Genomic DNA, 13928 nt, shown 5'->3' with positions numbered 1-13928 from the left:
CTCTTCAAGACACGCTGTCAAAACCATGCTCCGCAAGCATGCTCTGCGGCAAACGCGTACACAATACTGGATAGCTTTTCTACTCTAGCACACCGCATATCAGTGCAAGGGAAATACATACCAGCTTTCACCTGCAAAGAACAAGACAGCAAAGATACTCAAGCTTACTACGCTATGACCCCAAGAGAATTCCCTATTATTTCTTCGTACAGCGCATTCATTGTCTTCGAGGCATCCAGCCCAAATGCACGCATCATGTCCAGATAGCGTAACCATGTTTCCACCGCCGCCGGACGCTGACCGCAACGAGCTTGCAGGCGCATGAGTCGTCCGTGACAATCTTCACGATGGGTATCCCATTCAAGTGCTTGCTCAGCAACGCTGAGAGCTTCCTGCAGGCAGTCCGCTTCCTCAAGCCGCTGGGCTGCATGCAGTGCCGCATCTACCGTACGCCCCTGCCACAAGCGACGGGCACGGGCAATGGGTTCGTCTTCAATATTGCCGGGCAGGAATTCACCTGCATACTGCAAGCGCAAGGCATTAAATGCATCCACAATGGCCGCTGGTTCAAGATGGTCAAATCGCAGACTACGACAGAGTGCACCCACTTGGTCACAATCGCTTCTGACCAGCGAAGGAACCAGCGCCACCACACCTTGAGCTCGCTTGAGATACGGACAGGTACCATCGGGAAGCTTTAGGGCACCACGCAGTTTTGAGAGCACGCTGTACATATTGCGCCGTGCTTTAGCCCCATCACTGCGCGGCCACAACATGAAAGCAATCGTATCGCCCGGTATATCCTGCCCCGGATACAGCAGGAGAATCGCCAACAGTGCCCGCGTCTTTTGCCGACTCAGTCGCGCCATATCAACTGGCTCTTCCCCATGAGATACCGAGAATGAACCGAACAAGCGCACCTGTAAAAGAGGTGTTATATCAGGCGGATTGTCTACCGAAGAAGCAGTTGCCATCGCATTGGCAGTACTTGAAGGTCTCTGAGTGCAATGGGTCGCTCCGAAAGTCGCGTGATTTGATGTAGTAGAAACAGAATAATCCAGTGTGGTAGAAGCACAACGAGTGAATTCCTCTGAAACAGACATGCGCGAGCTTCCCTCTGAGGCAAATGCTTGTGAATCTTCTTCGTGCGCAGATAGAGAAGAATTTTCCTTGAGTCCAGCGAGACGAAGGCTTTCCTTTGATGTGGGCGTATGGAAATCTCCTTCTGGAACGAGGCGCGCAAACAGTTCACGCTGCGTATTAAGTTTCGCCTGAAGTTTTTGACACATGTCACTCATCGGCACTGCTGCAATACTGGCTTTATCAAGTTGCAATTCAGCAAGTAACCGATGCAAAAAGATAAAACCAATTCCTCCCTCTGCCTGCGGTAAGGTGTGTAAGTACTGTGCTATCGATGCACACGTGTGACTGTCGCACGTACCACGTACCCGCAGCAAACAGGCAAAGGCCCACGCCGCATCGTCTGAAGTGCTATCCGCATCAAGATGACGAGCCACCGAAAGCAGATCGAGCTCTTCGTTTTCTGAGTGCATAATGTGCTGCCAGAAAACGAGCAGGGCGCGCACTTGGCTGGAAAGGCTTGATTCACCGCCCACTGACGCAAGAGCATGTGCTGCTTCCGTCAACGAAAAGTCTCGTAACACTTCTGCGGAATGTTCTGGTGCCATAAGCGCGGTCGACGCGCAGCGCAGGCGCAACGATAAAGAGCAGTCAGAGCGACGGGCAGATTGCAGCAGTTTCAAAGCGGCTGTTTGATCACCTGCCATAACGCGGCGTAGCAGAGAACCCACTTGAAGATCAATATGTGATCCCTCACGATAGCGGGTAAGCGTCGCAAACACCGCTTCTGCCGGCGCAAGAGCCCCTGCACCTGCCATAACATCTTGCCAGCGACGAAGCCATTCTGATCGCTTTGAGGGCGAACAAAGAGCAGCTACGAAACCACATGCGCGCTCAAAGCGTCTTTTACGCATGAGAATATCAGCCACTCTTCCTACCAAAACATCATCAAGACCCAAACCCGAATCGCCAGCATCGCTCTGGAAATAAGGAGCGTAAGCACGAACAATGGAAGCCAGAGGGAAACCCTTCGCCGAGAATGTTGAAGTGGTGGCATTGAACTGGATAAATGGCAGCGATTCTACATTGATATCCGTGACATCAAATGAGGTATTAAGCACACAGGCGATCTCATCCGTTGTCGCTTCCTCAAGCGACAGAACAACAAAAGAAAGCACCGCCCTATCCTGCTGCCCATCAGCAATAAGCGCATGAAGAAACCGTTCATATTGCGGCGAAGAATGTTGCGCGAGGCCTGCTACTCGATCGATAAGGCGAAAGGATGACTCCGTTCTTAGCGGTCGAACACCAAGCGCACTGCATTCTTCATCAGTGCAAAGCAGGTCGCGCGACCCAATGACGACACAAGAAGAGCGAAAAGCTGCAAGTGGATCAGTACCTGGTGTTGCAGCAACCACTACCTCACGACCTGATGTAACCATCGTTTGGCAGAATTCCCAAAATTTCTGAGCGCGATCTTTTCCTAAAGATGGCACATCATCAAGCACTACCAGCCCACCAGCGGGAATAACCTGCGGAAAGTCCTGCATAAGACTTCCGTCATCCAGATCGCGTAAGAGGCAAGCACTCTTTCCATTGACCCACCAAACATCATTGAAAGCAAAGACGAAACGAGCATAGCTACAGGCAAGAGAGCTCTTACCAAACAGTTCTGGTGCAACCAAATAGCGCACGCGAGTTCTGTCGGCCATCATGCGAGCAAGAAGAGCATTCCTGAAGAGCATTTTTCGCTCTGAGAATTGCTCCGGCGCTGAACCGTTACACGCACAGTGCTCTAGAAAATCGTACATAAAGATCCTCCTTCATCTTCAAGGGAGGTTATGTGGGGAGAGGATTCAATTGTAGTCCTTGGTTGGCTTGCTGCAATACATTAATTTGAATTTGTATTGTTATTTGATGCATATAAATAAAGGATGCAATCACTTTTAAAAAATATTGCCGCCATGAAGCAACAACCTGGCAGATATCTATCTACCTATTTACATTAGTGTCCATTATGCGTATAGCAGGCATCATATCTGTAGGCCTCCGGACGATTTCTTAAACAAGCAGAAGCATGAGAAGAGATTGCCGTGTACAGCGAAGGGTTCAAAGCAAAGGCTTTGAAAAGGCACTGCTGCGCGATAATCGCCAGTAGAAAGGTACTGCGGAAGATTCAAAGCAAAGATCCTGAAAGGGACCAAGATGCGATCAGATGTGACCAAAAGCAACGACAGAACGTGAAACAGGTCAGAGCTATAAGCTTCTGACCTGTAAAAAGTTGGTAGCCCGTACGAGATTCGAACTCGTGATCTCCGCCTTGAGAGGGCGATGTCCTAAACCGCTAGACGAACGGGCCTTATGGCTGGGGTAGCAGGAGTCGAACCCACACATACGGTACCAGAAACCGCTGTACTACCATTATACGATACCCCATTGGCTTCGTTGCATGCGTCCGCGTGCAACGCGGGAAGACATGTTACGTATTAAGCACGGCATCGTCAAGGGTTTTTCCCGCAAGATACGAGTAAAACTCCTCCCGTTCACTCACCTACCCAAACGTCGTTATCATCATTACCCTTCACCAGAGCGCATGCAAATGACCAGGTTCCTTATATTCTATTAGCTCTCGAAACAATAAGGATATCTATACATGGATAAAGTAACTTGGATTATCTAGATACTAGATGGCAATTTTCTTGCAAAGAATTTTAAGGCCATGTGCAATCACTCTTGGCTTGGATAAGAACGATTTAACAGATGCCTTAGAATCTACAGCAATAAAGTACTGCAAGTCTATTCGCAATCGATTACAACACGCGTGCCCGATTCATCGTCGACAAGCAGAACTCCCTCAACATCGCGAATGAACTTTGAAAGCTTGGAGTAGCCGTAGTCCTTCACGCTGAAATCCGGAAATGACGAATGAATAAGACCGCCGAGATACCCAAGGTTTACGCCCTCTGCGCCAGCACGACGAGCAAGGTCAACCACGAAAGCATCGACTTGATCACGTAAGCGGTCGGTGTCCTTCAGGCTAACGAAGACCGCGTTGTCACGTCGGTCAAGCTGAAGATTGTCAAAACTCTCAAGGAACTTGGAAAGCTGACTATACCCAAAAGAACGCACGTCGAAGTCGGGGTAGACATTAACAAGTCTACTTCCGACCGATCCTAGATGCTGTCCTTGGCCATTACCCTCGTTAATGATGTTGACAATCGCATCCGCTACATCGCGTTTGCTAATAGAGTTTTCCCCAGACGGAGCGGGCGTTTCTCCATCGTCGGTATCAATAAGCAGCTCAAGGCCGGTAAACACGGTACAAGCACTTCTAAACGAACGGGGAGTCTTCTGCTCTCCCATGCCTACCACCGTCATACCTGCATCACGCAGACGGCTCGCGAGACGCGTGAAATCGCCATCGCTCGACACAATGCAGAACCCCTCTATTTTCCCCTCGTAGAGAATGTCCATCGCATCAATAATAAGGAATGAGTCAGTGGCATTTTTACCTTTCGTATTGGGGAACTGCTGCATAGGAGTCAGCGAATAATCGGCAAGTACATCTTTCCACTTCCCCATTTGACTGCTGGTCCAGTCACCATAGATGCGTCGATACGTTACCTGACCATGACGGCTGGTCAGTTCATTCATAATACCTTGGATATATTTTGCGGAAACATTGTCGGAATCGATAAGCAGTGCGAACGGCTTGCGCTCAGTCTGATCGGGCATAACCCCCAGCTTTCTCGTGTGGTCTTAATACTGTATTAGTTAACGTACTTTACCGTACTGTTGGATACATACTTTATTGCATCGCACCCATCTGTGATATGCAACCTCTGTTATGTTGCGTTCATTTTAGCGCATGGTATCCGTGGCAGAAAAAGCTATGTACTGATGGGTGCTCCGAGATGCCTTTTCGGGTTGCTACAAAACACTACTTCAGATATATCTAACGATTACCCGTAATTCACCCTTGCTAATCTCTTATCCGAACAGCACAATCAAAATGAAAAGAAAATCGACTGCACTATATATTCGTCTTTTGACGTATAGCAAAGTCGCCAACGATAGACGCGGCACCCTGTTCACTCAAACGTCAGGATAGATCTTGAACAACATGCTCGACACACTTATGAATCCGCCGGTTCAACGCATCATTGAAACGCTTGAACAGGCTGGTGTTGAAGCGTGGCTTGTCGGTGGATGCGTGCGCGATGGCCTTATAGGACGACCAATACATGACATTGATATTGCTTCATCGGCCTCCTGGCAAGAAACTGTCAGGCTCTGTCAAGCAGCAGGAATGACCACCGTTGAAACGGGAACTCAACACGGAACGGTAACCATCATCGCCGATGGAACCCCCTTTGAAGTAACAACATTCCGTGGCGAGGGACAGTATCAAGACGGTCGCCATCCTGAATATGTTTTCCCGGTTGATAGCATCGATGAAGATCTTGCCCGGCGCGATTTCACGATCAATGCCATGGCGTGGAACCCCTCTCGAGGTTTGCACGACCCCTATGGCGGGCAGGCAGATGCAGCTGCAAAAATTATACGTGCCGTCGGCAAGGCTCAGCAGCGTTTTGATGAAGACGCCTTACGCATTTTGCGTGGCGCGCGGTTTGCCAGTCAGCTTGGCTTCACCCTTGAGACAGAAACCGCACACGCCATGAATGAAGCAGCGCATAATTTAGCACGTATATCAGCGGAACGCATTGCCGCTGAAATGGATGCGCTGCTCAAAGGGTCCTTTGTACATGATGCGCTTATGAATTGCGCCCCTGTTATCTGCGCGGCAATCCCTGAACTATCCTGCACTTGCGGATTTGATCAGCAAAGCAAGTATCATTCGTTCGATGTGTATGAGCATCTTGCCTGGGCCACTCAACAGACACCTAAGAAATCACTAGTGCGTTGGTGTGCCTTCCTGCATGACATCGGCAAGCCTGCCACCATGGTTGTTGATGAAGCGGGCGCGGGGCATTTCCCTGACCACGCAGCTGTTGGTGAAGCAATGGCACGCAATCTATTGAAGCGACTTCGGTTCCCCACGCGATTCATCCACGATGCTTGCCTACTCATTCGCTATCACGACATACCGATTGCACCAACACCGCGCGCCACTAAGCGCATGTTGCAACGTCTTGACGGACGAGAAGATCTCTTCCGCGATCTCTGTGCTTTAAAGCGCGCCGATTCACTCGCACATGCACCGCAATGGCGCGGAGGGACAAAGGCGGCTGACGCTGCTGAAAAGTGCTTAGATGCCATCATTGAGCAAAATGCAGCGTTTAGTCGATCAGCACTTGCAATTAATGGAAACGATGTCATCAAACTTGGTGTGCCAGCAGGGCCTGCCGTCGGAAAGGCACTTGATGCAGCGCTTAATGCAGTTATCGACGAAACACGGCGTAACGAGCGTGATTCCCTCTTGGACCTTGTGCGGGAATTGATGGTTAAAGGTATTTGATCAGCGCATACGCCGTCAACTACCACTGCTGCCATATCAACACACATGCCACGAGTGCGCCCTACTTATCGCACATAGCCATATCGTATAAACCCATAGTACATGCACTGAAGACAGCAGCAAGACTCTCGGCATCCCGCACCCCGAACGAAAAACTAAAACACGTGCTTTAAGCCGTTGCTTTATATTCGGTCGCTTCGGCAAGCAATTCGCGTGCGTGATCGAGAGCCGCCTTTCCTGTGTCCCCAGACAACATACGGGCTATTTCAGAAACACGGTCTGATTCTGAAAGTGCCGTAAGCGTTGTTTCGGGCGTAGAACCCTGTGTCTTACGCACAACATAATGAGCATCGGCATACACCGCCATCTGCGGTAGATGGGTAACAACAATAACCTGATGCGTCTTGGCAAGGTCGACCAGCAACGCGGCAAGCGAGCGAGCTGCCGCACCACCTACGCCAGCATCAACCTCGTCAAATACGAGTGTTTCAGATTCGTCGACTGCACCAAGAACAACCTTGATAGCAAGCATGACGCGGCTTACTTCACCACCAGACGCAATCTTTGCAAGCGGACGAGCGGTCATGTCCGTGCCGGGACGGAATAAAAATTCCACCGCATCGCTACCCGCTTCTGTCCACTTTTCCCGCGCAAGCATCTCAACCGCACATTCAAGCTGAACGCCACCAAGGCTCAGACGCTCCATTTGAGCACAGACTGCTTCGGCAAATTGAGGCGCTGCTTTACTGCGTGCATGGTGTAGCCGTTCTGCAGCACGTGCAAGAACGTCCTCGACTTGTTCTTGCTGTGCTAACGCTTCGCGAAGCCTGTCGTCAAGACCATCAGCAAGCGAAAGGGTGCGGCGTGCATCATCGCGCGCAATAAGCACCGCTTCCATCGTGGGGCCCCAGCTGCGCATAAGATCTTGCATAGCCCCCATACGGTCTTGTAAAACTGCCAGACTGCCAAGGTCGACATCGATCGCATCGCCGTATGAGCGAATATCGCGAGCTACATCTTCGACAACATACAACGCCTCTCGCAAACTCTGCGCAAACGCCGCCAACGATGGATCAACCGTCGCTGCCTCGTCAATAAGAGAAGCTGAGCGACCAAGTGCATCAAGCGCAGCGTCGTCGGCTGAAAGTGCAGCATGCGCACCTTCAATAGAGCGCGCAAGCGACTCGGCATTTTCGAGCAGTGGCAATCGAGCTGCTAACTCTTCGTATTCACCCGGTTGCGGATCAACCTCATCAATGCGCCGCACGATAAAGCGCGCCCGTTCAATAGCATCATCGGAAAGATCACCGGTATGCTGTATCTCTTCCACCACTCGCGCTGCCTGCGTGGCAGCTTGATACGCTTCAGAAAATTCCTTCTTCACCGAAGCAAGATCATCCTGCGCCCACGCATCAAGTAACGCACGGTGGTTTGATGAAGAGAGCAGCTTCTGGTGCTCGTGCTGCCCGCAAAGATCGATAGTTTCCCCAACGGAATCGGCCAACTGTCCAACACTGGCAATATGTCCGTCAATATGAACGCGGCTGCGCCCTTCGGCCGACAAGGTGCGCTGCACTACTGTATCGCCATCAACATCAGCCGATTTGTCGGTATCAGCATGAGTCAGCTTGCGAGTATCAGTATCAGCAGACTCATTAGCATTGCCATTACTAGAAACACGAGAAGCGCTTGCAAGTGAACATAACCGCGCTTCTACGGAAAGACCCTGGGAACCCTCACGTACAAGCGACGCATCCGCACGACCGCCTACAATCAGGTTGAGAGCGCCGATTAAAGCTGTCTTACCTGCACCGGTTTCACCCGTAATGACCGTCAGTCCCCGAGCAGGCAGCAGCATGGCATCACGGATAAGCGCAATATTTTGCACATGCAATTCATCGATCATAGCTGCGCTTGTTCCTTCCCATTCAATACACTCCCGCCACAGAGCAAGCAACAAACTGCCCAACTAAAAGGCCTCTAAATACGAACAAGTGTATCATATACTCTATTCGGGACAGATTGGTGGGCACAAACCTGTCCGCTACCTGTCTTTTTTGCAGCACGTATCTGCTCTATCCAGCTGGTTGATATATTGAAAACCACTTAATAATACGCTTAATACTGAAGAAAGGATGATCTATGCGCGCACTCGTACAACGCGTCAATTGTGCGCAGGTATTCATCGACGACGATACCGACAAGACACTAGCAGGAATTATTTCTGGCGAGCCTAATCGGGCTATCGAAAAGGGCATCGTCGTACTTCTTGGTGTTGGGCATAACGATCGCGAAGAAGATGCCCACCGTTTATGGCGCAAGATATCTTCGCTGCGCATTTTTGAGGATGATACACACAAAACCAACCTGTCGCTTGCTGAGGTGAACGCCCAGGCACTTATCGTGTCACAGTTCACGCTTTTCGCTGACGTCTCTCATGGTCGTCGACCAAGTTTTGCCCGTTCGGCATCGCAAGAACAAGCGCTTTCCCTATATCGCTTCTTCTGTAAACAGGTTATCGACACGCTCCCGTCTGCTGCGTTTGGTGAATTTGGTGCTGATATGCGCATCGCTCTAGAAAACGATGGGCCGTTTACTATCTGGATAGATACCGACGAGCTCTAGGCTGAATAGTAACAAACCCGTTATACTAAACGCTCGCAAGACGATATCGGAAGCCACAGCGAGACACGCATGATTTTTTATTTCACCGCAACGGGAAATTCACTCGAAGCGGCTCAAACCATAGCTGAAGCAACCCATGACTCCTTAGCTGACATGGGGTCTGCCTTTCGTCAGGGGACCTTTGGATTCCATGTTGAACAGGGCGAAAACCTGGGCTTCATATTCCCTGTTAACACCTTCACCACACCCGCACTTGTTGATGAATTTCTTCGCTGGCTGTGTTTTATTACGCCCAATGGAAACGACTTCGTACCCGGTTATTGCTATTGCGTAATCACGTGCGGTGTATTTGTCGGCAATACCGCTGGTTTCTTTGCAAAGATGCTCGCAAAGTATCAGCATATTAAGCTTGATGCATCGTTCTCTATTCGAAACGTCAATAACTGCATCATACTCACCGGGCCAGGATCGACGCGCAAACAAAAGCGTTTGAACGAAGGCGCACATCGCACCGCGCGCAGTATCGCTTTCCAAATTGACAGCAAACGTATGGTGCATGCAGAAGATCGCAATCCTCTTGGTCTTGTACTCAGTGCATTCACCGGTAAAGAGCATAAGCCGTCATCGACGCGGCGCTTTTCGCTAAACCGCGGGCGCTGCAGTCGCTGCGGTATATGCTGGGACATTTGTCCTACTAATGTGATTTATCAGGATGAAGACGGCTTTCCCACGTGGGAAGCTGATCGCTGCACACGATGCTTTGCCTGTTTACAGCGCTGCCCGCTTGAAGCCATTCAATACGGAACAAGCACGACGCGGCGGCAGCGTTACACAAACCCTATCCTTGATGCAAACCCCACGTTCACCGCGGCTATTGCGCAAAGTGTCGACATGTCTATTCCCGAACCCGAAGAAATTATTCATCCTATTAACGGGAATGACGAAGAGGAAATGCCTCCTGCGCACGAGACGCAGCCTGCTGTGCCTGGGCAACCAGATCTGCCAGCGTAACACTATCGACATAGCGCTCGATCGCTTGGTCAAGACCCTCCCAGAAGGCAATAGTTTCGCAGGCGCCCCGATGGGGACAGATGCCAAAATCATCCTCGAGACACGCTACAGGCGCATAGCCGCCTTCGCTCACGCGAAGAATGTCACCCGCTGTAATATCCGTATCCAAGCGCGCTAAACGATAACCTCCATGTGCGCCGCGCGTGCTTGTTAAAAGTCCGCCATGGGTCATTTGAGCAGCAAGTTGCTCCATGTATTTAACTGAAATTCCCTGTCGTTTAGCCGACTCACGCAGCGGCACTGGACCAGCAAGCTGATGCTGCGCGACGTCAATAGCCAAGCGCAGGGCATAGCGTCCTTTCGTCGAGATCTTCATCCGTCCGCCTTCCCTTCTTTTCCTGTTAGTATGACATGAAATAGGGTTCATGCCCATGCGACAATCGTGCGCTAAAGCATATGCTTCGTTGGATATGGTAATCGTACGTTTGAAGCACCGGTTTCGTTGGATGCCTCATCCAAGGATGTTTATGCTTTTGAAACGATTCGTTTTGCCTTAAGATCTATCGCGAACGGGAGTCGACAAGGCTTATGCATGAATATTAAGAAGATCCTCTACCTTATACTTGGCTGTCTCGGACTTGGGCTCGGTGCCGTTGGTGCTGTTATTCCTCTACTGCCCTCGGTTCCCTTTTTACTTGTCGCCGCCTATTGTTTTGCGCGAAGCTCAGAGCGCCTGAACACCTGGTTTACGCATACAAAGCTCTACCAGGACAACCTAGCTGACTACGTAGCCCATCGTGGCATGACCCGAAAAACTAAAATTCGCATCATGTCAGTTGTCACATTGCTAATGGGTATTGGCGCTGTCTTAATGGGACGAAAAGGCATCGTAGTTGGTTGTCTGGTACTGCTATGCGTCTGGATAATCCATATCATCTATTTCACCTTTGGGGTTAAGACAATTCCCGCAAACCAGGAAGCGGAATAGCCTAGACCTGGTTTAACAAAACGAAGATCACTCACTTGTTAGGTGAAGACCAGTCTCATTGAATGGCCCCTGTAAAGCAAACGATCAGCGCAAGAATACGCTTTATGACGTGTCGCACAATAGCAACAGAACAATAAACAACGTAATACATGGTGGATACATGGGTATTCGCGTATCCTCGCATGCTTTTGCTTGACGACGTCTCCCCCTCATTCTATGGTAGGCATTGTTATATTAAGTCTAGTAACTTAGTAGGATTTGTTACTAGGAGAAGAAAGAAGACGGTCATGACAGTAAAGGCAGTGCAGAGCATTGACGAACTTGTGGGGAATACTCCCCTTGTCACCCTCAAGGTAAGTGACAACGCAAATGTCTACGGAAAACTCGAATCACAGAACCCAGGCGGCAGCGTAAAAGACCGCATCGCAAAGGCTATTATTGATGATGCCTTTGAGCGCGGCCTTATTAACAAAGACTCGGTACTTATCGAATCCACTTCAGGTAACACCGGTGTTGGATTGGCTATGGTTGCCGCTGCACGTGGCTTGAAACTTATTGTAACCATGCCTGAAACCATGAGCGTCGAGCGCCGCAATCTTATCAAGGCCTACGGTGCCGAACTGGTTTTGACGCCCGGTGCCGATGGTGTACCCGGTGCCGACGCACGTGCTAAGGAATTACTGGCCAGCACACCAAATAGCTTTGCTCCAAGCCAATTTACTAACCCGGTTAATCCGCAGATTCACTACCGCACTACCGGTCCTGAAATCTGGAAGGATACTGAAGGCACGATCGATATCTTTATTGCTGGTGTTGGCACGGGTGGCACCCTGTCGGGTGCAGGCAAGTATCTGCGCGAGCAGAACCCCAACATCAAAATCTTCGCACTCGAACCAGAAGAATCTCCCATTCTTGCTGGTGGTGCACCGGGCAAGCATAAGATCCAGGGTCTTGCCCCTGGATTCATTGCTGAGACGATGGATATGAATATCTTTGACGAACTGCTGCATGTAACGAGTGAAACAGCGCTCGCCTATCAACGTAAACTTTCGCAAGAACAGGGTATCCTGGTAGGCATTTCATCTGGCGCGGCGGCCGCTGCTGCCGCTGAAGTTGCGGCACGCCCTGAATCGGCTGGAAAGACTATTGTCGCCATCTTACCTGACACCGGAGAGCGTTATCTTTCGATGATCAGCGAATAAATCGCTCTTTACTTAATGCCCGCAAAACCTACAGCGTCGATGAGGTCCCTATGCCAAGACACTGTAGGTTGTGTGGTTTATGATGAGCCACCTGCTCTTGTCTATCCTTTTCGCGCAAATACGATAAATCGCGCCGCAGGTCAGCACGCACAAAAACGTACCATAGCCATTCGCCAAGAAATAGCGTGCGATTAATGCCGCGCTTGCACAACAAGGCCTGAACAAGGCGCTTAAATGAATAAATACGTTTTGTCGCATGAATCATTTCACACTGCAGCTGAACGGCTGTCATATGCTGTGGGTAATGCACCACCTTACCCATGTTGCGACTCCAATTGCTGGTGTCGAACAACTGGTCTTGATGCGTTTTATACACTGGTGTACCGGGAATAAAATACATCGATTGCACGAGGACACCGTCGATGTCGTGGCTGATGACAAAATCGGCCAGTCGATCACCAACACCAACCTCATGATTGTCGGCACCGACAATAAACAATCCGCGCACCCGCAATCCATGTCGTTTGATATTCGCTACAGACTGCTCTATCTGTGAATAGGTGGATGTCTTATGGTAGAGTTCAAACGCCTCATCTTCTAGAAATTCGATACCCATTGCTATCTCAATAAACCCTGCCCGCGCCAAAAGGTCAAGCATTTCATCGTCGAAACCCACTTCATAACGCGCCTGAATAGTGAAGGTGTAATTGATATCGCTTTCGATAAGGGCCTGCAGTACTGAAATTGCCCAGGAGCGATTGGCAAAAAAGTTATCGTCGGTAATCCACAACATACGCGCCAGGCGATGGTGTCCCGTATCGAAGAAATCAATAGCCTGACGAATATCCTCGACAACGGTTTCAGGAGCACGACATCGGACACCAGATCCAAATGCCGCCACAAGCGAACAGTAATCACAATGATAAGGGCAACCACGCGAAGCATGTACCTGCGCCCATATGGTGGAATGACCCGCCATTTCTTTAAAACGATACAGCAATGTACGGTCAGGAATAGTTTCGATGTCATGCGGCAGCACCGCTGGTGTGTCACACGTAGGCCGCCCTGCACGCCAGTAGTACACACCGGGAATACCATCGGTCACGGTATGTGTCTCAAGGGCCGCAACAAGCCGTGGCAGGCTTTCATCGCCTTCGCCAGTAAGAACATAATCAGCATGGGCTAATGCTTCTTCAGCGCAAAGCGTTGCATGAAGCCCACCAATAATGATTACCGCCGAACTATGCTGGCGGATATAGTCAGCTAACTCATAGCCCCTATTCGCGCTGAAGGTAAAAATAGATAGGCATATCACATCGGCGTCAAGCACATCGTCCCAAACGATCCGCGAGATGGATTCGCTGTAACAATAGACATCTTCATAGCGACGGTGCAGGATAGTTGCCAGAATAAGCATGCCATTCGATGGCGTACGGATAGTACGGTCGTACACAAACCAATTGAGCGGTGATGGTCTATAGGGCGGGTTTCCCGGCTCCAAAAAGCGGATCTTCATTCGAATCGCCCCCTTGCCTGCTATGTA

The 13928-nt window shown here is 50.2% G+C and carries 10 protein-coding genes and 2 tRNA genes; 5 read left to right on the top strand and 7 right to left on the bottom strand.

Annotated elements, in window-relative coordinates; translation table 11 throughout:
- Positions 1–167: 167 nt before the first annotated feature.
- The 4 genes from CCUR_RS02700 to CCUR_RS02685 all read right to left on the bottom strand — a co-directional run bounded on the left by CCUR_RS02700 (position 168) and on the right by CCUR_RS02685 (position 4815).
- The gene (locus tag CCUR_RS02700) at positions 168–2891 is read right to left on the bottom strand and encodes an AfsR/SARP family transcriptional regulator (RefSeq protein ID WP_012802952.1); all 2724 of its coding nucleotides are present in this window, start codon (positions 2889–2891) and stop codon (positions 168–170) included.
- 471 nt (positions 2892–3362) lie between these two features.
- Positions 3363–3439 (bottom strand) — tRNA-Glu (locus tag CCUR_RS02695).
- A gap of 3 nt (positions 3440–3442) precedes the next feature.
- Positions 3443–3516, bottom strand: a tRNA-Gln gene (locus CCUR_RS02690).
- Between the two features lie 360 nt (positions 3517–3876).
- A complete protein-coding gene (locus CCUR_RS02685; protein ID WP_012802950.1) occupies positions 3877–4815 on the bottom strand; it encodes an NYN domain-containing protein in 939 nt (312 codons plus the stop codon).
- A gap of 388 nt (positions 4816–5203) precedes the next feature.
- On the opposite strand from CCUR_RS02685, the gene CCUR_RS02680 reads away from it, so the two are divergent.
- The gene (locus CCUR_RS02680; RefSeq protein WP_012802949.1) at positions 5204–6559 is read left to right on the top strand and encodes a CCA tRNA nucleotidyltransferase; all 1356 of its coding nucleotides are present in this window, start codon (positions 5204–5206) and stop codon (positions 6557–6559) included.
- A 169-nt stretch (positions 6560–6728) separates the two neighbouring features.
- Here CCUR_RS02680 and recN read toward each other — a convergent pair whose 3' ends face one another.
- On the bottom strand, positions 6729–8465 hold the full coding sequence (gene recN / locus CCUR_RS02675; RefSeq protein WP_012802948.1) for a DNA repair protein RecN: 1737 nt from the start codon (positions 8463–8465) through the stop codon (positions 6729–6731).
- Positions 8466–8701: 236 nt separating this feature from the next.
- Here recN and dtd point away from each other — a divergent pair, with 236 nt between their 5' ends.
- Both dtd and CCUR_RS02665 read left to right on the top strand, forming a co-directional pair.
- The gene (gene dtd, locus CCUR_RS02670; RefSeq protein ID WP_012802947.1) at positions 8702–9184 is read left to right on the top strand and encodes a D-aminoacyl-tRNA deacylase; all 483 of its coding nucleotides are present in this window, start codon (positions 8702–8704) and stop codon (positions 9182–9184) included.
- A gap of 69 nt (positions 9185–9253) precedes the next feature.
- Complete coding sequence (locus tag CCUR_RS02665) at positions 9254–10195, top strand: EFR1 family ferrodoxin (protein WP_012802946.1); 942 nt, start codon at positions 9254–9256, stop codon at positions 10193–10195.
- Here CCUR_RS02665 and CCUR_RS02660 read toward each other — a convergent pair.
- Positions 10113–10571, bottom strand: a complete 459-nt coding sequence (locus CCUR_RS02660) for an RrF2 family transcriptional regulator (protein ID WP_012802945.1) — start codon at positions 10569–10571, stop codon at positions 10113–10115. The two genes, CCUR_RS02665 and CCUR_RS02660, sit on opposite strands and share 83 nt — an antisense overlap.
- A gap of 216 nt (positions 10572–10787) precedes the next feature.
- On the opposite strand from CCUR_RS02660, the gene CCUR_RS02655 reads away from it, so the two are divergent.
- Both CCUR_RS02655 and cysK read left to right on the top strand, forming a co-directional pair.
- Complete coding sequence (locus CCUR_RS02655; RefSeq protein ID WP_012802944.1) at positions 10788–11183, top strand: YbaN family protein; 396 nt, start codon at positions 10788–10790, stop codon at positions 11181–11183.
- A gap of 287 nt (positions 11184–11470) precedes the next feature.
- Positions 11471–12385, top strand: coding sequence for a cysteine synthase A (cysK, locus tag CCUR_RS02650; RefSeq protein ID WP_012802943.1), 915 nt, complete (start codon positions 11471–11473; stop codon positions 12383–12385).
- 28 nt (positions 12386–12413) lie between these two features.
- Here cysK and CCUR_RS02645 read toward each other — a convergent pair whose 3' ends face one another.
- Positions 12414–13901: a B12-binding domain-containing radical SAM protein gene (locus tag CCUR_RS02645; protein ID WP_012802942.1), complete on the bottom strand. Its 1488-nt coding sequence runs from the start codon at positions 13899–13901 to the stop codon at positions 12414–12416.
- Between the last annotated feature and the right edge of the window lie 27 nt (positions 13902–13928).

It is taken from the genome of Cryptobacterium curtum DSM 15641, assembly GCF_000023845.1.
GTDB lineage: Bacteria > Actinomycetota > Coriobacteriia > Coriobacteriales > Eggerthellaceae > Cryptobacterium > Cryptobacterium curtum.
The sequence above is the reverse complement of the archived record's forward strand: the minus strand, read 5'-3'. Positions and strand labels throughout refer to the sequence as shown.